The sequence below is a fragment of the Rhabdothermincola salaria genome (genome assembly GCF_021246445.1).
GTDB lineage: Bacteria > Actinomycetota > Acidimicrobiia > Acidimicrobiales > Acidimicrobilacustridaceae > Rhabdothermincola_A > Rhabdothermincola_A salaria.
The window spans coordinates 342,797-362,857 of sequence record NZ_JAJQXW010000002.1; the positions used below are offsets into that span (position 1 = coordinate 342,797).

18 protein-coding genes are annotated in these 20,061 nt (G+C 73.0%); 7 read left to right on the forward strand and 11 right to left on the reverse strand.

The window, feature by feature from the left end; all coding sequences use genetic code 11:
• Together LUW87_RS10875 and ppsA are read left to right on the forward strand one after the other, a co-directional pair.
• The gene (locus tag LUW87_RS10875) at nt 1–1,512 is read left to right on the forward strand and encodes a GMC oxidoreductase (RefSeq protein WP_232671198.1); all 1,512 of its coding nucleotides are present in this window, start codon (nt 1–3) and stop codon (nt 1,510–1,512) included.
• A 146-nt stretch (nt 1,513–1,658) separates the two neighbouring features.
• On the forward strand, nt 1,659–4,049 hold the full coding sequence (gene ppsA / locus LUW87_RS10880) for a phosphoenolpyruvate synthase (RefSeq protein WP_232671199.1): 2,391 nt from the start codon (nt 1,659–1,661) through the stop codon (nt 4,047–4,049).
• Nucleotides 4,050–4,100: 51 nt separating this feature from the next.
• Here ppsA and LUW87_RS10885 read toward each other — a convergent pair whose 3' ends face one another.
• The 5 genes from LUW87_RS10885 to LUW87_RS10905 form a co-directional block, all read right to left on the reverse strand.
• Entirely contained in the window at nt 4,101–4,877 is a 777-nt protein-coding gene (locus LUW87_RS10885; RefSeq protein ID WP_232671200.1) for a hypothetical protein, read from the reverse strand.
• Between the two features lie 52 nt (nt 4,878–4,929).
• Nucleotides 4,930–7,164, reverse strand: a complete 2,235-nt coding sequence (locus LUW87_RS10890) for an NADP-dependent isocitrate dehydrogenase (protein ID WP_232671201.1) — start codon at nt 7,162–7,164, stop codon at nt 4,930–4,932.
• Nucleotides 7,165–7,292: 128 nt separating this feature from the next.
• Nucleotides 7,293–8,351 (reverse strand): D-2-hydroxyacid dehydrogenase, encoded by a 1,059-nt coding sequence (locus LUW87_RS10895; RefSeq protein ID WP_232671202.1) that lies wholly within the window; start codon nt 8,349–8,351, stop codon nt 7,293–7,295.
• Nucleotides 8,352–8,471: 120 nt separating this feature from the next.
• On the reverse strand, nt 8,472–10,313 hold the full coding sequence (locus LUW87_RS10900) for a hypothetical protein (RefSeq protein WP_232671203.1): 1,842 nt from the start codon (nt 10,311–10,313) through the stop codon (nt 8,472–8,474).
• A gap of 1 nt (nt 10,314) precedes the next feature.
• Entirely contained in the window at nt 10,315–10,749 is a 435-nt protein-coding gene (locus tag LUW87_RS10905; protein ID WP_232671204.1) for a Fur family transcriptional regulator, read from the reverse strand.
• Between the two features lie 62 nt (nt 10,750–10,811).
• On the opposite strand from LUW87_RS10905, the gene LUW87_RS10910 reads away from it, so the two are divergent.
• Both LUW87_RS10910 and LUW87_RS10915 read left to right on the forward strand, forming a co-directional pair.
• Nucleotides 10,812–11,825, forward strand: coding sequence for a hypothetical protein (locus LUW87_RS10910; protein WP_232671205.1), 1,014 nt, complete (start codon nt 10,812–10,814; stop codon nt 11,823–11,825).
• Between the two features lie 55 nt (nt 11,826–11,880).
• Complete coding sequence (locus LUW87_RS10915) at nt 11,881–12,708, forward strand: META domain-containing protein (protein ID WP_232671206.1); 828 nt, start codon at nt 11,881–11,883, stop codon at nt 12,706–12,708.
• 12 nt (nt 12,709–12,720) lie between these two features.
• Here LUW87_RS10915 and LUW87_RS10920 read toward each other — a convergent pair whose 3' ends face one another.
• Both LUW87_RS10920 and LUW87_RS10925 read right to left on the reverse strand, forming a co-directional pair.
• On the reverse strand, nt 12,721–12,984 hold the full coding sequence (locus LUW87_RS10920) for a hypothetical protein (protein ID WP_232671207.1): 264 nt from the start codon (nt 12,982–12,984) through the stop codon (nt 12,721–12,723).
• Nucleotides 12,981–13,799, reverse strand: coding sequence for a sulfite exporter TauE/SafE family protein (locus LUW87_RS10925; protein WP_232671208.1), 819 nt, complete (start codon nt 13,797–13,799; stop codon nt 12,981–12,983). Before LUW87_RS10925 ends, LUW87_RS10920 begins: the two co-directional genes overlap by 4 nt.
• Nucleotides 13,800–13,925: 126 nt before the next feature.
• Here LUW87_RS10925 and LUW87_RS10930 point away from each other — a divergent pair, with 126 nt between their 5' ends.
• Together LUW87_RS10930 and LUW87_RS10935 are read left to right on the forward strand one after the other, a co-directional pair.
• Nucleotides 13,926–15,338, forward strand: coding sequence for an FAD-binding oxidoreductase (locus tag LUW87_RS10930; RefSeq protein WP_232671209.1), 1,413 nt, complete (start codon nt 13,926–13,928; stop codon nt 15,336–15,338).
• Entirely contained in the window at nt 15,335–16,888 is a 1,554-nt protein-coding gene (locus tag LUW87_RS10935; protein WP_232671210.1) for an acetolactate synthase large subunit, read from the forward strand. The genes LUW87_RS10930 and LUW87_RS10935 overlap by 4 nt, the downstream gene beginning before the upstream one ends.
• 55 nt (nt 16,889–16,943) lie before the next feature.
• Here the strand turns inward: LUW87_RS10935 and LUW87_RS10940 are convergent, their stop codons facing one another.
• Entirely contained in the window at nt 16,944–17,192 is a 249-nt protein-coding gene (locus tag LUW87_RS10940) for a hypothetical protein (RefSeq protein WP_232671211.1), read from the reverse strand.
• 80 nt (nt 17,193–17,272) lie between these two features.
• Entirely contained in the window at nt 17,273–18,247 is a 975-nt protein-coding gene (locus tag LUW87_RS10945; protein WP_232671212.1) for a patatin-like phospholipase family protein, read from the reverse strand.
• A gap of 154 nt (nt 18,248–18,401) precedes the next feature.
• Between LUW87_RS10945 and LUW87_RS10950 the strand changes: the two genes are divergently transcribed.
• A complete protein-coding gene (locus tag LUW87_RS10950) occupies nt 18,402–18,551 on the forward strand; it encodes a hypothetical protein (protein ID WP_232671213.1) in 150 nt (49 codons plus the stop codon).
• Nucleotides 18,552–18,573: 22 nt separating this feature from the next.
• Here LUW87_RS10950 and LUW87_RS10955 read toward each other — a convergent pair whose 3' ends face one another.
• Nucleotides 18,574–18,843 carry an acylphosphatase gene (locus LUW87_RS10955; protein WP_232671214.1) on the reverse strand — a complete coding sequence of 90 codons (270 nt, stop codon included), beginning with the start codon at nt 18,841–18,843 and terminating at the stop codon, nt 18,574–18,576.
• Nucleotides 18,844–18,926: 83 nt separating this feature from the next.
• Nucleotides 18,927–19,919 (reverse strand): LLM class flavin-dependent oxidoreductase, encoded by a 993-nt coding sequence (locus LUW87_RS10960; protein WP_232671215.1) that lies wholly within the window; start codon nt 19,917–19,919, stop codon nt 18,927–18,929.
• Nucleotides 19,920–20,061 lie beyond the last annotated feature (142 nt).

Consider the following 20,061-nt stretch of genomic DNA (forward strand, 5'->3'; position numbering starts at 1 on the left):
GTGCTGCGCCACGCCGACGACATCGAAGAGGGCGCCGCCCTCACCGCCGACGTGTGCATCATCGGCTCCGGTCCGGCCGGGCTCACCGTGGCCGCCGAGCTGGTGGGCTCGGGGCTGTCGGTGCTCGTGCTCGAGTCCGGCGGCGAGCAGTGGGACCCCCGCACCCAGGCCCTGGCCGAGGGCCGCGTGTCCGGCGAGGGGTTCCGCTTCAACAGCACGGAGGTGACGCCGGACCTCGTACGCCTGCGCCAGTTCGGTGGTTCCAGCAACCACTGGACCGGCATGTGCCGTCCCTTCGACCCCCACGACTTCGAGGTGAGGGCGGCTGTCGACGGCTCGGGCTGGCCGTTCGGCGCCGAGACCCTCGCCCCCCACTACGTCCGTGCCGCCGCCAGCTGCGACCTGGCGACCGACGTCTTCGACGCCGGCTGGTGGCGAGACCAGGCCGCGGCCACCCTCTTGGCCGACGGCCATCCGGTGCGCACCACCGTGTTCCAGTTCAGCCCGCCCACCCGCTTCGGCACCAAGCTCCGCCCGCTCCTGGACGCGGACGAGAGCACCCAGGTCGTCCTGTGGGCCAACGTCACCTCCATCGACACCGACCCCGGCGGCACGCGGGTCGACCGTCTCCAGGTGGCCACGCTCTCCGGGCGGCGATTCCAGGTCTCGGCCGGGCGCTACGTGCTGGCTGTCGGGGGGATCGAGGCCCCCCGTCTCCTGCTGGCCAGCACGGCCAGCGCGCCGAGCGGCGTCGGCAACAGCAACGACCTGGTGGGTCGTCACTTCATGGAGCACCCCCACCACCCGTCCGGTCGCATCCTCTTCGCTCAGCCGAGGGAGGCCTGGGACTTCTACACGATCGGTCAGAGCACCCTGGCCGACGGCCGGACGGTCAGTCGTTGGGCCGGACTGGGCCTGTCGGCGCAGGCTCAGGCCGAGGCCGGCATCGCCAACGCCAGCGTGCAGCTCTACCCCGGCCTCGAGGGCGGCGATCTGCGCGGCGACCGGGACCGGGAGACCATGGCGATGAGAGGGATCGGCCGCCTCCTCGCCCGGGGGTCGAGTGAACCCCCCCTCGGGGTGCTGTCGGTTCGTACCGAACAGGTGCCCGATCCCGACAACCGCGTCACCCTCGGTCGCCGGCTCGACGAGCTCGGCCTGCCCGAGCCGGTCATCGAATGGCACCTCAACCCCGAGGACCGCACCACCCTGCGCGCCACCATCCGCCTGGTGGGCGAGCACCTCGCCGCCACCGGGGCCGCCCGCGTGGAGCTCGACCCGAGCGGCAGCCCGGTGGAGGACTGGCCGACCGAGATCGGGAACCACCACATGGGCACGACCCGCATGCACGTCGATCCGAACCGCGGGGTCGTGGACGAGAACTGCCGCATGCACGAGGTCGAGAACCTCTACGTCGCCGGCAGCGCGGTGTTCCCCACCTCCGGGATGGCGAACCCCACCCTCACCCTCGTCGCCCTCGCCCACCGCCTGGCCGACCACCTCCGCACCTGAGTCGCCGACGCCCCCGACAGGAGGCCGGTGAGCCCCCGTGAGGCCACATCTCGTCCCGCGGAGGCCCTGGGACCCTGGTCACCGGGCGACGACGGCGCTTCGATGGCAGGGTGGACGTACGGCGGCGCACGACGGAAGGACCCGAGATGGCCGAGACACGACTGGTGGTCGATCTGGCCGAGGTGACCTCGGCCGACACCGCCCTGGTGGGCGGCAAGAACGCCTCGTTGGGGGAGATGATCACCAACCTCTCCGCCGAGGGCATCTCGGTCCCCGGGGGCTTCGCCACCACCGCCGACGCCTACTGGTCGTTCCTCGACGGCAGTGACCTCCGACAGGTCGTCGTCGACCAGATCGACCGGCTCCACGGCGGCGCCGAACTGGCCGACGTGGGCCGCACCATCCGCGACGCGGTCCTCGCCGCCGAGCTGCCGGCCGCGGTCCGCGACGCCATCGCCGAGGCCTATGCCGAGCTCAGCCGGGACGCCGGCACCGACGACGTCGACGTGGCCGTGCGCTCGAGCGCCACCGCCGAGGACCTCCCGGAGGCCAGCTTCGCCGGCCAGCAGGACTCCTTCCTCAACGTGCGCGGCCTCGACGCTCTGCTCGACGCGTGTCGACGCTGCTACGCGTCGCTCTTCAACGATCGGGCCATCAACTACCGCGAGGACCAGTCGTTCGATCACCGAAAGGTCGCCCTCTCGATCGGTGTGCAGCGGATGGTCCGCTCGGACCAGGCCGGCGCCGGGGTCATGTTCACGATCGACACCGAGACCGGCTTCGCCGACGTGGTGGTGATCAACGCCGCGTGGGGCCTCGGCGAAGCGGTGGTGAGCGGGCTGGTGAGCCCTGACGAGTACGTCGTGTTCAAGCCCTTCCTGGGCGACACCTCGTTGCGTCCGATCGTGCACGCCCGGGTGGGGGAGAAGGACCACAAGATCGTCTACCGGGCCGACGGCGCCACCGGCGACGATCCCACCACCACCGAGGAGACCACCGACGCCGAACGGCGGGCCCGGGTCCTCACCGACGACGAGATCCTCACCCTCGCCCGTTGGGCCGTCCGGATCGAGGAGCACTACGGCGCGGCCATGGACATCGAGTGGGCCAAGGACGGCCGGACGGGGGAGATCGCCATCGTCCAGGCCCGCCCCGAGACCGTCCAGGCCCGCCGACAAGCCTCGAACCTCCGGCGCTACCGGCTCACCGAGACCGGTGAGCGGCTGGTCACCGGCCTGGCCATCGGCGACGCCATCGCCTCGGGCCCGGTGTGCCGCCTCTCCAGCGCGGACGACATCGACCGCTTCGTCGACGGGGCCGTGCTCGTCACCACCATCACCGACCCCGACTGGGAGCCGGTGATGAAGCGGGCCGCGGCCATCGTCACCGACCACGGCGGCCGAACCTCCCACGCCGCCATCGTGAGCCGTGAGCTCGGCGTGGCCGCGGTGATCGGCACGGGCGATGCCACCTCCGTGCTCACCGACGGCCAGGAGGTCACCGTGTCGTGCGCCGAGGGCGACGAGGGCGTCGTGCTGGAGGGCCTCCTCGGCTTCGAGACCGAGGACATCGACCTCGACGAGGTCGCCGACACCCGCACCGCCGTCATGTTGAACCTGGCCGCGCCCGCCGGGGCCATGCGGTGGTGGCGCCTGCCGGCGGACGGCGTCGGCCTCACCCGCATGGAGTTCATCGTGGCCAACGAGGTGAAGGTCCACCCCATGGCCCTCGTGCACTTCGACGACCTCGACGACGCCGACCGCGACACGGTGGCCGAGCTGACCCGCGGCTACGAGGACGACCGCGGCGAGTACTTCGTCGAGCGCCTGGCCCACGGGGTGGGCCGCATCGCCGTGTCCCGCTGGCCCGATCCCGTCATCGTGCGCCTCAGCGACTTCAAGACCAACGAGTACGCCCGCCTCCTCGGGGGCAAGGGGTTCGAGCCCCACGAGGCCAACCCCATGATCGGCTGGCGGGGCGCCAGCCGCTACTACAGCGACGGCTACCGAGAGGGCTTCGCGCTCGAGTGCCGGGGGCTGCGGCGGGTGCGTGACGAGATGGGCCTCACCAACGTCGTCGTGATGGTCCCGTTCTGCCGCACGCTGGGCGAGGCCGATCGGGTGCTCGAGGAGATGGCCGCCCACGGCCTCGAGCGGGGCGTCAACGGCCTCGAGGTGTTCGTGATGGCCGAGATCCCCTCGAACATCGTGCTGGCGTCGGAGTTCGCCGACCGCTTCGACGGCTTCTCGATCGGCAGCAACGACCTGACCCAGCTCACCCTCGGCGTCGACCGCGACTCGTCCGTGCTCGCTCCGCTCTTCGACGAGACCGACCCGGCGGTCACCCGCAGCATCGAGGTGCTCATCGAACGGGCCCATGCCAAGGGCCGCAAAGTGGGGCTGTGCGGCCAGCGTCCGAGCGACGACCCGGAGTTCGCCGCCTTCCTCGTCCGCGCCGGCATCGACTCGATCTCGGTGACCCCCGACAGCTTCCTACGGGTGAAGCAGCACGTGCTCGACGCCGAGCACCAGGGCTGACGAGCCGCGCCACGACCGGGACCGGCGGGTGCGCCGGGCCGCCGCGTCCGCTCAGACCTCGTCGCAGCTGCCGCCCGCCGCCCGCTCGGCGACGAGCGTGCCGTCGAGCGTGATCTCGAGGGCGACCGTGTCGTCGAGGTCGGTGGCGTCGGCCACCAGCCCGGCCAGCTCGTCGCACAACGCCATGGCGTCGGCGCCCTCGACCCCTTCGGCCTCGAAGCCCGCCGTCACCGTCGAACCGCCGCTGATGCCCATGCCGCTGCTGCTCGGTTCGAAGCCCTCGTCCTCGAGGTAGGCGACCATGGCCTCGCGGAGCTCGCCGCTGTCGAGGTCGTCCATGGCCGAGCCGGAGGAGGGGACGGGATCGCCGTCCGGGTCGGCGTCGCCCACGGGCTCGTCGGTGTCGGACTCGACCATCTCGAAGGCATCGTCCTCGAAGCCGCAGGTCTCGGTGAGGTAGGTGTCGAGCGTCTCCCCGGCGGAGATGACCTCCGGGTTGAACATCAGCGCCATCACCTCACCGAAGGCGTCGGGGTCGTCCTCGTCGAGCCCCTCCATGTCCTCGGCGATGTTGCCGAGGGTCTCCAGCGCCGAGGACACCTCTTCGTTCGGAGCCCGGTCGGCGAGGTCGCGCAGCTGGGCCAGCGCCTCGGCGTCGAGCTCGTCGCTGCCCTCGCCGGCGGCGTCGGCCTCCTCGAGCGCTTCGAGCTCGGCGCAGAACTCCTCGTCGGAGAGGGTCCCGTCGTCACCACCGCCGCACGCGGCGAGCAGGAGGGACAGGGTGGAGACCCCGGCGACCAGGGCGGTGAGGGAGCGTCGGCGAGCCATGCCGGTTGACGTTACGCGACGACCAGCACGGCTCGCTCGCCGTTGCGCCGGCTCAGCTCCCGATGCGGTCGATGATGCCGTTGAAGGTGGCGCTCGGGCGCATGGCGGCGGAGACCTTGGCCGGGTCCGGGAAGTAGTAGCCGCCGATGTCGACCGGGTCGCCCTGGGCACCGTTGAGCTCGCCGACGATGGCGGCCTCGCCGTCGGCCAGCGCAGTGGCGATGGGTCCGAACAGCTCGGCCAACGCGGGATCGGTGTCCTGGGCGGCCAGCTCCTGGGCCCAGTAGAGGGCCAGGTAGAAGTGGCTGCCCCGGTTGTCGAGCTCGTTGACCTTGCGCGACGGGGAGCGACCCTCCTCGAGCAGGGAGCCCGTGGCCTTGTCGAGGGCGTCGGCCAGCACCTGGGCCCGCTGGTTCCCGCCGGCGGTGGCGAGGTGCTCGAGCGAGGCGGCGAGGGCGAGGAACTCACCGAGGGAGTCCCAGCGCAGGTGGCCCTCCTTCACGAACTGCTGCACGTGCTTGGGGGCCGAGCCCCCGGCGCCGGTCTCGAACAACCCGCCGCCGTTCATGAGCGGCACGATCGAGAGCATCTTGGCGCTGGTGCCGACCTCGAGGATCGGGAACAGGTCGGTGAGGTAGTCGCGCAGCACGTTGCCGGTGACCGAGATGGTGTCCTCACCCCGACGGATGCGCTCGAGCGAGAACCGCGTGGCGTCGGCCGGGGCCATGATCTCGATCTGCAGCCCGGTGGTGTCGTGGTCGGGGAGGTAGGCGCGCACCTTGGCGATGAGCTGGGCGTCGTGGGCCCGGTTCTCGTCGAGCCAGAACACCGCCGGCGCTCCGGTGGCCCGGGCCCGGGTGACGGCGAGCTTGACCCAGTCGCGCACGGCGGCGTCCTTGGTCTGGCAGGCCCGCCAGATGTCGCCGGCCTCGACGTGGTGCTCCGTGAGCACGCGACCCGAGGCGTCGACCACCCGCACGTTGCCGTCGGTGGGGATCTCGAAGGTCTTGTCGTGGGAGCCGTACTCCTCGGCCTTCTGGGCCATGAGGCCCACGTTGGGCACCGAACCGATGGTGGCCGGGTCGAGGGCGCCGTTGACCTTGCAGTCCTCGATGACGACGTCGTAGACCCCGGCGTAGCTGGCGTCGGGGATGACGGCCTTGGTGTCCTGCGGCTCACCGGCCGGGTTCCACATCTTGCCCGAGTCACGGATCATCGGTGGCATGGAGGCGTCGATGATGACGTCGCTCGGGACGTGCAGGTTGGTGATGCCCCGGTCGGAGTCGACCATGGCCAGGTGGGCGCCGCTGGCCATGGCCGCGGCGATGTCGGCCTCGATCTCGGTCTGCTCGGTGTCGGTCAGGGTGGCCACCCGGGCCAGCACGTCGCCCAACCCGTCGTTGGGGTCGACACCGAGGCGATCGAAGGTGTCGGCGTGCTTGGCGAACACGTCGGCGAAGTACACCTTCACCGCGTGGCCGAAGATGATCGGGTCCGAGACCTTCATCATCGTGGCCTTCAGATGGATGGAGAACAGGACGCCCTTGGCCTTGGCGTCGTCCATCTGCTCGGCGAGGAACGACTGGAGGGCCCTCGCGCTCATGGCGGTGGCGTCGACCACCTCACCGGCGAGCACGGGCAGCGCCTCCTTCAACACGGTGGTGGCCCCGTCAGCGCCGACCAGCTCGATGCGCAGGGTGTCGTCGGCCGCGAGCGTGACCGACTGCTCGTTGCTGTAGAAGTCGCCGCCGTCCATGCAGGACACGTGGCTGGCGGAGTCCGGGGACCACGTGCCCATGCGCGGCGGGTGGGTGCGGGCGTAGGCCTTGACCGAGGCGGGGGCCCGCCGGTCGGAGTTGCCCTCCCGCAGCACGGGGTTCACGGCCGAGCCCTTGACCTTGTCGTAGCGGGCCTTGACCTCGCGCTCGGCGTCGGTGCGGGGCTCGTCGGGGTAGTCGGGGATGTCGTAGCCCTGGGCCTTCAGCTCGGCGATGGTGGCCTTGAGCTGCGGGATGGAGGCCGAGATGTTCGGCAGCTTGATGACGTTGGCCTCGGGACGGGTGACGAGCTGGCCCAGCTCGGCCAGGTCGTCGCTGACCTTCTGGGCCTCGGTGAGGCGTTCCGGGAAGGTGGCCAGCACCCGGCCGGCGAGGGAGATGTCACGCAGCTCGACCTCGACGTCGGCCACCCCGGTGAAGGCCGAGATGACCGGCAGGAACGACGCCGTGGCCAGGGCGGGGGCCTCGTCGGTGTGGGTGTAGATGATGGTGTGGGTCGTCTCGGTCATGCTCTTCCCGTCGACTCGATGAACGCGGTGGCGCCCGGACCCCGGACGCGAAGGACCATCTTCTCACTTCCGCCACCGTCCCTCTCACTTCGCGAGCATCACTTCGCGGGTGCGCTCGGGGCGGGAGATCAGTAGCCCCGCACGAGGTCGACCTCGTCGACGAGGGATCGACCGCGCAGGTGGCGGGCGAGGTTGTCGGCGACGTGACGGTAGAGGGCGGCGAACATCCCCGTGGGGGAGCTGGCGCAGTGGGCCGAGACGGCCAAGCCGGGCACGTCCCACAGCGGGTCGTCGGCCGGGAGCGGCTCGCGGTGGGCGACGTCGATGGCGGCGGCGCCGAGGTGGCCGGACCGCAGCGCGTCCACCAGCGCCGCCTCGTCCACGAGCGACCCTCGGCCCACGTTGACGAAGGTGGCACCCGGCCGCATGGCCCGGAAGGCGGCGGCGTCCATCATCCCGGCCGTCTCGGGTGTCTCGGGGACGGCGGCGACGACCGCGTCGCAACGGCCCAGCATCTCGTGGAGCCGGTCCGGTGCGAAGAAGGCCTCCACCGGTGGTTCGGGTGGGGCGCCCTCGGTGCGGCGGGTGGCCAGCACGGGCATGCCGAAGGCGTGGGCGCGGACGGCCACCGCCCGGTTGATGGGCCCGTAGCCCAGCAACCCGATGGTTCGGCCCTGCAGCTGGGGGCCGTAGAGGGGCTCCCAGCGGTGCTCGACCTGCAGGGCGTCGAGTTCCCGGAAGCGCTTGGCCGCCTCCAGCAGCCGGCCGATCGCGAACTCGGCGATGCCCACGCTGTTGGCGCCGGCGTTGGAGGTGAGCCGGATCCCGGCGGGACCCAGGCCGGCGGACTGCAGCTGGGTCGTCCCGGCACCGACGGACTGCACCCATCGCAGCCGGGGGGCCAGCTCGGCCACGTCGAAGGGAAGGTCGATGGCGACCGCCACCTCGGCCCGGCCCAGGGCGGCACGCACCTCGTCCGGTACCGGGGGGGCATCGGCCCGCAACGACGGGTCGGTGTCGAGGCCGCGGGCGCTGCGCCGCTCGTGGTCCTCCACGTAGGTGGCCTGCACCACCTCGACCCGGGGATCGACGGCCTCGAGGGCGGCGACCGCCGCGTCGAACTCCCCCTCGGAACCGCACCACTCGGGCGGGTGGAGGATGGCCACCACGACGGGCTCGCTGTCCATCGCCGGACCGTACCGCCCCACCCCGCCATTCCCCCCCCCCCGCTTCTTGCATGAGAACGTCGCTGTCCACGACGCCGATCTCATGCAAGAAGCGAATGGGAGGGTGACAACCGGGGTGGATCAGGGCGCGCCGTCGTCGGCCAGGAAGAGCGCCGTGGGCTGACCGCGTCGGGCCAGCTGCACGTAGCGCTCGACGTCGGTGGGGTCGAGCCCGGTGCCGTCGGCGGCCAGCAGCGGCCACGGCCCCCCGTTGAGCAGGCCGACCAGGTCGGGGCGATCCACGCCCTCGGCCTGCTGCATCAGACGACGCCGCAACGCCTCGCGCTCGGCCGCCTCCTCGGCGTCGAGCGGGTCGTAGCGGGCCAGCTCCACCCACCCCGGCGGGGCACCGTCGACGACCAACTCGGTGCCCGACACCACCCCCAGCCGGACGTCGGCCTGCACCGCCGGGTCTCCCTCACGGAAGGTGCCCCAGGCCAGGGCGTGCTCGGGGCCGACGACGACGGACCGTCCCTCCTCGATCAACACCAACCCGAGGCCCTCGACCACCCGGGTGTAGGGGTTGTCGCTGCCGATGGTGAAGGTGGCCCCCGCAGGCACGGCCGCCAGGGCCGCCTCCTCGAGCGCCCCGACGGCCCGTCCGGTGGACGACTCCGGCAGCGCCCGGCCGGGCAGGGTGAGTGCCACCAGCACCATGGGCACCACTCCCGCCACCGCCACCGCGCCCACCCAGGCCCGCGAGCCGGGCCGGGCGGCGGCCGGCCAGCGCGCTACGACCCACGGCGCCACCGCCCGCACCACGCCCAGCAGGACGGTGGCCCAGAGCGCGCCGGCCACGACGTGGACCCACACGAACAGGTACGGGAAGGCCGGTGGCGTCACCGCGGCGATGGCGGTGAGGGCCACCACCGCGGCGGTGGCCACCAGGCCGACCAGCCGCAGGACGGTGTGGTCGCCTCGAGCCGTCGCCAGCGCGGCCGTGGCGGCGAGCGCGGCGATGGGAACGAGCAACCACCAGCCGCTCATCGCCTCGGTGGACCCGAGGATGGGCACCACGACCTCGGGACCGCCCGCCCACGGCCCCCAGGGGAGCAGCTGGCGGCTGAGCAGACCGACGGCATCCGCCAAGCCGAGCGTGGCCCGGTCGCCGTCGGCGAACCACTCGAGCAGCGCGCCGATGTTGCCGGTGCGGGCCACCTGGTCGACGAGCACGGGCACCATGAGCAGGGCGGCGGCGGCGAAGGAGCCCCCCACCACGACCACCGACCGCCGCGTCGGGGCCGGTCGGCCGGCCCGCCACCAGGGCACCAGGGCGAGCACCACGGCCACCACGCCGAGCGCGGCGACCACGGTGCCGTAGCCGACGTGGCTCTGGATGCAGAACACCGCGCTGACGGCGGCGACCGGCCACCCGGCGACGTCGCCGTCGGCGATGCACCACACGGCGACGAGGTAGGCCAGGAAGGCCAGCAGGGTGACATGGGGGTTCCACACCGACCAGATGACGTGGTCGTTGGCGGCGATCAGCGCCGCCATCAGGCCCATGGCCCCGGCGGCGCCCACGATGCCGACGCGACGAGCGGCGAGGACCACCACCGCCACCGCGGCCGAGGCGTTGATCACGATGGCCCCGGCGGTGGCGCCGGTGCCGGCGTCACCGAGGAGGCGGACCGGCACGGCGAGCAGCCAGAAGAGCAGCGGGCCGGGGTGGTTCCACCCGTAGCGGCTGTAGGCGCCGAGCAGCGGTGTGTCGCGGCCGACATCCCACGCGCGCAGCGAGATGAGGGCCTCGTCGCCACCGGGGTGCCACCACGGTCGAGTCCAGAGGACCACGAGGGCCACGACGAACGGGACGAGCGTGACGGCGGCGAGCACCAGGAGGGCGACCGACGAGGGGTCCGACCGGAGCCGGGCGACGAGCGACGAGCGCGCCGGCGCCACGCCCGAAGTCGAGGCGGTCACGTCAGGCGCAGCGGGCGCAGTGCCCGACCAGGTCGAGGCGGTGGTGGGTGCCCTCGAACCCGGCGTCGTCGGCCGCCGTCGTCAGGGCGGCGTCGAGGGCCTGCTCGACCTCGGCGGGCAGGGTGAAGTCCTCCACCGCCCCGCAGCCCGTGCAGAGGAGGTGATGGTGGTGGCCGGTGAGGTCCTCGGCCAGCTCGTAGCGGGCGAACTCGTCGGTGGCCACCACCTTGCGCACCACACCGGCGCCCTCGAGCACGGCGAGGTTGCGGTAGACCGAGCTCTGGGCCAACTCGTCGCCGAGGTCGAGGACCTCGGCCAGGGCCAGCGGCCGATCGGCATCGCCCAGGATGCCCACGATGGCGCGACGGTTGCGGGTGTAGCGCTGGCCGTCGGCAGCCAGGCGCTCGGAGGTGATCTCGTGGAGGTCTGCCCGCATCGACCCATCCTAGCAAAAGTGAGAATCGCTGAGAACGCGCCGGACCCTGGTACACAGCTGAGGTGAGCGAACGTCCCCCGGCCGACGGCTCGGACCCCATCCCCCCGCCGCCCCCTCCGCCCCCGCCCCCACCTCCGCCCCCTCCGCCCCCTCCGCCCCCGACGGAGAGCACCCCGTCGCCCGGTTCGAGCCACGGCACCGGCCTCGAACCGGCCGCCACCCCCGGACGGCACCTGTCCCTGACGGACCTGCCGCCCGCCGTCGCCGACAAGCTGCGCTTCGAGAACGCCGCGCCCCGACGACTGCGTGACGATCACCTGCCCCTGGAGGTCCGCGACGAGTTGGCCGGGCTGTGGGACGGCATCGTGGCCGACGTCTACGACGAGGTGGCCGGCATGGGCCGCCGCAAGGCCTTCAGCCGCGAACAGGTGCAACAGGTCATCGATCGCGTCGGCCACCGCTTCCTCCAGGCCGAGCGGGTGGTGATCGTGGCGGCCGTGCACAAGCCCCTCAAGGGCGATCGCAGCTGGAAGCACGTGGCGGTGGGCGGGGCCGGCGGAGCCGCGTCGGCCACCGCCGAGTCCATCGCCGCCTACGGCACCGTGGGCACGGCCACGACCACGGCCATCGTGGCGGCCATCGCCGGCGAGGTGCTCGAGACCTACGTCGCCGCGTCGGCCCGGGTGCAGCAGTACCACCGGGCCCAGCGCTCGCCCGATCCCGGCGTGATCGTCACCGACCTGGCCGAGGCCGCCGGCTACGGCGACGCCGTGTCACGTCGGGCCACCAACACCGTGGCGCGCGATGCCGCCAAGTGGCTCGGTGAGGCCCTGCTCGAACGCACCACCCGCCGCTTCCTGCGCGGGCTCGTGCCCGTGGTCGGCATCGCCGTCGGAGGCACGATGTCGGCCGTCTCGGTGCGCAGGGTCACCAAGCTCCCCCTGCGGGCCCCGTCCGAGGACGAGCTCCTCCGCCTGGCCAACGACCTCGTGTACCCGCTCGACGAACGTGAGGGCCTCGAACCGGGCCAGGGCGACGGCGGTCAGGCCACCCCGGACGACCACAGCTCGGACTGATGCCCGACCGCCCGGGTAGCCCGCCCCGGCTGCTTCGCCGTCTACATTCTCGGACGTGCGCCATCGTTCGTCTCCCCTCCGTGCCGGCCTCCTCCTGCTCGCGCTCCTCGCCGTGACGGCGGCGGCCTGCGGCGACGACAGCGGTGACGGCTCCGCCACCGAGCCGCCCCGGGAGGCTGACGCGTCCGCTCCCATCGGCAACTTCGTGCTCGAGTCCTACCGCGGTCCCGACGGCACCGTGCCCGCCGTCGAGGGCTCCGAGGCGGTGCTGGTCCTGGCCCCCGACTCGTTCAACGCCGACACCGGCTGCAACGTGCTCAACGGCACGGTGGACGCCACCGACCCTCCTGCCATCACCTTCGAGCCCGGCCAGATGACTCTGCGGGGCTGCGTCGACCCCGCCGTCACCGCCCAGGAGCAGGCCCTCGTCGACGGCCTGGCACGGGTCACCGACTTCGAGCTCGAGGGCGAGACCTTCACCCTCCTCGACGAAGCCGGGGACGTCCTGTTCACGTTCGTCGCCGGCCTGGCGGGGCTGGAGGGCACCGGCTGGACCGTCACGGGGGTGAACACCGGGAACGCCCTCGAGGGCACCGACCTCACCGGGGCCCTGTCGCTGGAGTTCGCGGCCGACGGCACGGTGAGCGGCAACGGAGGCTGCAACTCGTTCAGCGGCTCGTTCACCACCGACGGCGACACGATCGCCATCTCCGACATCGCCACCACGATGATGGCCTGCGAACCCGACGTGGCCACCCTCGAGCAGCAGTACACCGCCGCCCTCGAGACCGCCACCACCTTCGAGCTGGCCGGCACCACCCTCACCCTCCGCGACGACGAGGGGGCCATGCAGGTCACCCTCACCCTCGCCTCGGAGAGCTGAGGGGACCGGCGCTCAGACCAGCGCCACGATGCCGCCGGTGGCCAACACGACCAACAGGGCCCCCCCGACCAGGGCGAAGCGGCGGTCCCCCGTCCGCGCCCAGTCGATGGTGAGCCAGGCCACCCGCACGACCGGGGCGCCGGCCAGCACCACCAGGGCGGCGACCGCGCTGGCCGTGCCGGCGCGGCCCGGCAGGAAGGCGCCCCCGAGGGCCAGCACGAACGCCAGGCCGAGCGCGACCCGGAAGATCCCGGCCAGGCGGGCCAGGTCGTTCATCCCCGCACCAGCAACACGAGGCCGACGACCACGAGCAGCACGGCCAGGACCCGGCGCACGACGGGCGGGGACATCACCGCCTGGAGGCGGGCGCCCAGAACACCACCCACGATGCTGGCGGCGGCCACGAGCGCGGCGTCGGACGCGATGACGCGGCCCTGGGAGGCGAAGACCGCCAGGGCCACGGCGCTGGTGATGCCCACCGTGAACGTGGTGGTGGCCGCGGCCACCTTCACCGGCACGTGCATGACCTCGGTGGTGACCGGCGTCTTCACGAAACCGCCGCTCACACCGGACAATCCGGCGATGATCCCGGCGGCGGCCATCCCCAACATGCCCACCGGCACGCGGCGGGCCCGGTACGGCACGAAGGCGTCGCCGAGCGGATAGACGCCGGCGAGGGTGCCCGGTCGCTCCCCGACATCGGCGTCGGTGAGCTCGGGGTCGGGCGGGTTGCGCACGCCCTTGCGGCTGGCGCCGGCCAGCGCCGCCACGATGGCCACCAGGCCGAGCATGACCGAGAGGACGCGTTCGGCCACCAGGCCCGAGATCAAGGCGCCCACGAGCGCGGCCGCCGAGCCGGCGATCTCGGTGCTCACCGCCAGACGGTGGTTCACCACCCGGTCGGTGAGCTGCCGGGGCGCGGCGGCCAGCGAGCCCGCGGCCACCGAGACCAGGCCGAGGGGTGCGGCCAGCCAGGGATCGACCCCGGCGACGACGAGGATGGGCACCAGCAGCACCGCCCCGCCCAGACCGCCGAGGGCTCCCAGGGACGCCGTGGCGAGGGCGGCGACGGCGAGGGCGACGGGATGCACGATCCCACGTTACGCGACCACGACCTCCAAGACACCCCCCGGGGTATATCACGTCCCGCTGGGCGGGTCGCCCTCGTACCGGCGCGTCCCCGCGCCTACCGTGACCGAGGACGAGAGGGGGACGCGATGGGGGACCTGTTCGACGCGTTGGTGGCCCGCCTGGGCGCCCAGGCCGTGCTGGCCGGGGAGAACATCGGCGACGACTGGGGCCACGACGAAGCCCTCACCGCCACACCCCGGCGACCCGACCTCGTCGTGCATCCGACCGACACCGAGGCGGTCGCCGCCGTGGTGGCCCTCGCCGCCGAGCACCACGTCCCCGTCACCGCCCGGGGCAGCGGCACCGGGCTGTCGGGCGCGTGCATCCCCCGCCACGGCGGGATCGTCGTCGCGTTCGACCACATGGACCGGATCCTCGAGATCGACCTCGACAACCACGTGGCGGTGGTCCAGCCCGGCGTCACCCTCGAGCGCCTCGACGCCGCGGTCGCCCCCCACGGCCTCGTCTACCCGGTGTTCCCGGGCGAGAACAGCGCCAGCCTCGGCGGCAACGTGGCCACCAACGCCGGGGGCATGCGGGCCGTGAAGTACGGGGTCACCCGCCACCAGGTCCTGGGCCTCGAGGCGGTGCTCGGCACCGGCGAGGTGATCCGCAGCGGCGGCAAGTTCGTGAAGTCCACCAGCGGCTACGACCTCACCCAACTGGTGATCGGCTCGGAGGGCACCCTCGCCCTCGTCACCGAAGCCACCCTGCGCCTCTACCCCAGGCCCGCCCACACGGCCACGTTGCTGGCCCCGTTCGGGTCGATGGAGGCCATCGCCGGCTCGGTGCCCCACATCGTCGGTCGCGGGGTGGATCCCATGATCATGGAGTACATCGACCTGGTGGCCATGGCCGGCATCGAGGCGGCCAGCGGCTTGGAGCTGGGTGTCGATGCCGAGGTGCGGGCCGAGACCCTCGCCTACCTGGTGGTCGTGCTCGAGGACCGCTCCGCGACCCGCCTCGACGAGGACGTCGAGGAGGTGGCCACCATGCTCGGCGAGCTCGGGGCCCTCGACGTCTACGCCCTGCCCCCGCAGGCCGGCGCCTCCCTCATCGCCGCTCGCGAGCGGGTGTTCTGGGCGGCCAAGGCCAACGGGGCGAACGACATCATCGACATGGTCGTGCCCCGCGCCGACATCCCCGCCTACCTGGCCCGGGTGGCCGAGCTGGCGGCCGAGTCGGCGTCGTTCATCGTGGGGTGCGGGCACGTGGGCGACGGCAACGTGCACCTGTCCATCTTCCAGGGCGACCCCGAGGTCCGCGACCGGGTGCTGCACGACCTGTTCGCCGCCGGCATGGCGCTGGGCGGCGCCATCTCCGGCGAGCACGGCATCGGCAGCGAGAAGCGCTCGTACCTGCACGACCTCGAGGACCCGGCCAAGCTGGCCCTCATGGCCCGCATCAAGACCGCGTTCGACCCCCACGGCATCCTCAACCCGGGTGCCATCTGGGACACGCCCACCCCGGCCCCGCCGGGTATCGGGGTGACGGCGTGAACGGCGCCCGCGCCCTGCTCGACACCCTCGTGGCCAGCGGCGTCGAGGTGTGCTTCACCAACCCCGGCACGTCCGAGATGCACTTCGTGGCCGCCCTCGACCAGGTGCCGGAGATGCGCGGCGTGCTCACCCTCTTCGAGGGCGTGGCCACCGGGGCCGCCGACGGGTACGGACGGATGGCCGGCCGACCCGCAGCCACCCTGTTGCACCTCGGACCGGGGCTCGGCAACGGGCTGGCCAACCTCCACAACGCCCGTCGGGCCCGCACCCCCATCGTCAACATCGTCGGCGACCACGCGCTGTCCCACCAGCGCTACGACGCCCAGCTGCAGTCCGACATCGCCACGGTGGCCCGCAATGTGTCGTCCTGGATCGTCTCGTCCACCGCCACCGACGCCGTCGCCGGCGACGCCGCGGCCGCGGTGGCCGCCGCCGCCGGACCGCCCGGTTCGGTCGCCACACTGGTCCTGCCCGCCGACGTGTGCTGGACCGACGGGGCGAGCCCCGCCCCGCCCGCCGCCGCGCCCGGGGCCGCCGCCGTGGCCGCCGACCACGTCGAGCACGTCGCCGCCCTCCTGCGCGACGGCGGGCCCGCGGCCATCCTCCTCGGAGGGCGCGCCGGCCACGGTCCCGCGCTCGACGACGTCGCCCGCGTGGCCGCCGGCACCGGCGCCAAGCTCCTCGCCGAGACCTTCCCCGCCCGCCTGGAGCGCGGCGCGGGACGTCCACCGGTGGAGCGGCTCTCCTACCTCGGCGACTTCGCCGCCGCGCAGCTCGCCGGGCTGCGCCACCTGGTGCTGGTCGACGCCGCCTCGCCGGTGTCGTTCTTCGCCTACCCCGACAAGCCCAGCAACCTCGTGCCCGAGGGGTGCGAGGTCACCGTGCTGGCGGCCGGCGCCGACGATGTGGCCGGCGCGCTGGCCGCGCTGGCCGCCGCGGTCGGCGCCCCGCCGGCGCCGCCCCGTCAGGAGCCGGCCCGGCCCGCACGCCCCACGGGCGCGCTCACGGCCGACACCGCGGCCCAGGCCATCGGCGCCCTGCTCCCCGAGCACGCGATCGTCTCGGACGAGGCCAACACCTCAGGGCTGTTCGCGCCGGTCCACACCGCGGGCGCACCGGCTCACGACTGGCTCACCCTCACCGGCGGAGCCATCGGCCAAGGGCTTCCCGTGGCGGTGGGGGCGGCCATCGCCTGTCCGGACCGCAAGGTGTTGGCCCTGCAGGCCGACGGCAGCGCCCTCTACACGATCCAGGCCCTGTGGACCATGGCCCGCGAGGACCTCGACGTCACCGTCGTGGTCTTCAACAACCGTTCGTACGCGGTGCTCAACATGGAGCTCGACCGGGTCGGCGGGGGCGAGCCGGGACCGGTGGCCCGCTCGATGTTCGACCTGTCGGATCCGCCCATCGACTTCGTGACGCTGGCCGCCGGGCTGGGCGTCCCGGCCTCACGGGCCGACACCGCCGAGTCGTTCGTGTCGCACCTCGAGCGGGCGCTGGATGCTCCCGGCCCTCGCCTGGTGGAGGCGATGGTCCCGCCGATCGTCTGACCGTCGGTGGAGGCGGCGAACGGGCGGCCGGAGCTCGAACCGGCCGCCCGTCGGCTCAGGCGTCCTCGGGGATGGGCTCCCACCACTGGCACCACCACTCGCCGCCCACCAGGATGCGGATCTGCGGGTGCCAGCAGTAGTGCAGGTTCTCGTCGGGGTCGAGGTAGTAGAGGCAGTTGTCGCAGCGCTCCTCGCCGTGGGGCTGGCCGCGCAACACTGCTCGGTCGATGAAGCCTTTGAGCTCGAGCCAGTTCTTCTCGTCGATCTCTTTGGGTTCCGGGGGTGGGATGTCGTCGTAGGACATGTCCCATCTCTACCGCATCCGGCGGCGGCCATGCCGGACCAGAACGTCACCAACTGGTCCGCCGAAGGTCACGAAGGGGTTCACACCCAGAAGGAGCGCAGCTCCTCGGCGTCGGCGTCGGCCTGACGCCGGGCCATCTCCACCGCCTCGGGCACCGCGGCCGGATCCATCAAGGTGAGGGGGTCCATGCGCTCGGGGATGCGCAGGAACACCTCGGTGCCGGAGTCACGCAGGGCCTGCAGCTCGCGCTCGGGCCCTCCCGGCGCCATCGTCATCATCCCCTCGGTCGCGCCGGCGCCGTCGGTGAGAGCCAGCACCACCGCCTTGTGGGCCCCGGCCAGCAGGTCGAGGTGGGTGCCGGTGCCGCTCACGCCGCCGTCCATGCATCGCCGATCGAGGATCGGTTGCGGAGTGAACAGGCCGGGCACCGCACTGCTGGCCGCCACCGCCCTGTTGACCCGCACACGGGAGCGGTGGGTGACCACACACCGTTCGGCCGTGAAGGCGTCGACGCAGGTGATGTGCAGCGTCGGCGAGGGCCACTTGCGCGTCCCCAGGATGAGGGCCACGTTGCGGGGCATCACCGTCGGACCGGGAGCCCGGGCGGCCAGGGCGGCGTGCCCGATGGCCCTGATGGTGTCGGGCTCGGCGTCGGCGGCCAGGCCGAACTGGTCGCGGGCTCGCTCCTGGCTGGGGTGGAGGTCGCCGGCGGGGGCGAGGGCGCCGAGCAGCTTGGGGAGCTTGGACAGCACCCCGAGCTCCTTGTGGAGCCGACCCAGGTGGCCGGCCTCGAGCACCGACGACACGATCGACCCGGCGGATGTGCCCACCACGCGGTCGGCTCCCGCGAGGTCGATGCCCCGGTCGGCCATCTCCTGGAGGTAGGTGACCTGCCAGGCGACGAAGAACAGCCCCCCACCGCCGAGCGAGAGCCCGGTGTGCAGGCCCTCGCCGTAGCGGGCGTCGAAGTCGTGGGGCAACGCCAGGCCGTCGGGCGGCGGCGGCGGTGCGGCCTCGTAGGGCACCGCCTCGAAGTTGGTCGTCGGCGCGATCATGGCCGCACGCTACCCACCATCGGGACGGCCCTTCCGGCTGCGTCCCGCACGAGCGCGACACCGGGGCCCGCCGGGGCCGGGCGGCGACCCGGGAATGGGCACGGGGGCGGCAGGGCGCGAGAGTGGTCCCCGTCCGCCGACGTCGGAGCATGCGATGACCGAGCCCGAGCACCGACCCCTGCGCCCGCCCGAGGGCGACGACGAGGGGCCTCGTCACCCGCCGCTGCAGACGGCGCTGCTGGTCGGCGGGGTGCTCCTGCTCATCGTCCTGCTCGCCGTGATCAGCACGTTGCAGCAGACCTGATCCCCCGGACCCGGTCCCGGGGTCAGCGCACCTCGAACCCGGTCGCCCCACTCGGGGCCCTGTCGGTGAGGTCAAGGTGGTCGACCACGGCCCCGGGCGGACCCTCGGCCATCCAGGCCAACAGGGCCTCCACGGCCGGGCGCTCACCCTCGAGCGTCGCCTCGACCGTGCCGTCGGGGCGGTTGCGCACCCACCCCGTCACCCCGGCCGACCGCGCCCGCTCGATGCAGGTCTGGCGATACCAGACGCCCTGCACCCGACCGGACACCACCACGTGGACGGCCACCGTCATCACCGCGGACACCCTCCCCCAATGCTCCCGACCACGCCCCCCACCCAGCGCCCAGACCCGACAGGTTTGCCGAGCCACCTCCCTCAGCCGATGACGGCCGCGGCGAAGGCCCGCATCTCGCGCTCGACGTCGGGCCCGGCGGGCGTGTAGAGCACCTCGGTCACGCCGTTGGCCTCGGAGGCCTTCACCCGGGCGGCGATGTCGTCGGCCTCGCCCACCCAGCCGGCGCCCCCCAGGGCTTCGGCGGTGGCGGCCTCGAGCACCATACGATCGCGGTCGGTGACCTCGGTGACGTGCCCCTCGTGGACCGCCAGGTGGCGCTCGCCCTCGGGGCGGTCGGCCTCCACCCGGGCCAGCCACTCGGCACCGGCCGGCATGCCCTCGAGGGCCTCGCGGAACTGGGTCCACACGTAGTGGTAGCTGACCACGTACCAGGGTCCGATGGCCTCACGGGCCCGAGGGTCGCCGGGCGACTCGCCCGGGTCGAGGACGGTGCCCGACACCATCTGCACGTGCCGGCCGAAGTCGCCCGGCTCTCCGGCGACGTCCATGAGGCCGGCCGCCACCCCGGATTCGACCATCTCCTTGGTGATGCCCAGGCCCTTGGGGCCGAGGGCCGAGACCAACAACGGCGTCTCGATGGGGCGCGGGATGGCCAGCGAGGGGCGGTGGATCATCTGGGCCTGGCCCCCGTCGATGTCGGCGACGCCGCCGTCGAGGAGGGTGCGCAGCTGCTCGATGTAGCGCCGCAGCGTGGCCCACGTGAGCGCCGGCTTGTCGAGCACCCAACGGGCGGTGAGGCCGGTGCCGAACCCGCACGTCAACCGACCCGGGGCCAGGCGCTCGATGGTGGCGATGGCCGACGCAGTGGTCATCACGTGGCGCAGGTTGGGCACCAGCACGGCGGTGCCGACGTCGAGCGACGTGGCCTGCACGACGTTGGCCAGGTTGATCCAGATGTCCTCGTACAGCGCGGCTGAGTCGTACATCCAGACGCGGTCGTAGCCCAGCTCCTCGGCCACCCGGGCCAGGCGCACGGCGTCGGGCCCGGGCACCACACCGATCGAGATCTCCATGACGAACCTCCCCCTCCGGCGCCGGTCGCACGCGGCGCGGCGTCCGACCCTAATGGGTCGGCACCGGTGGGTTCGGCCCTGCCGGATCGCCCGACGGCCCGACGGGACCACCCGGGCCGGGAGCGACGGAAGGGAGGACCGA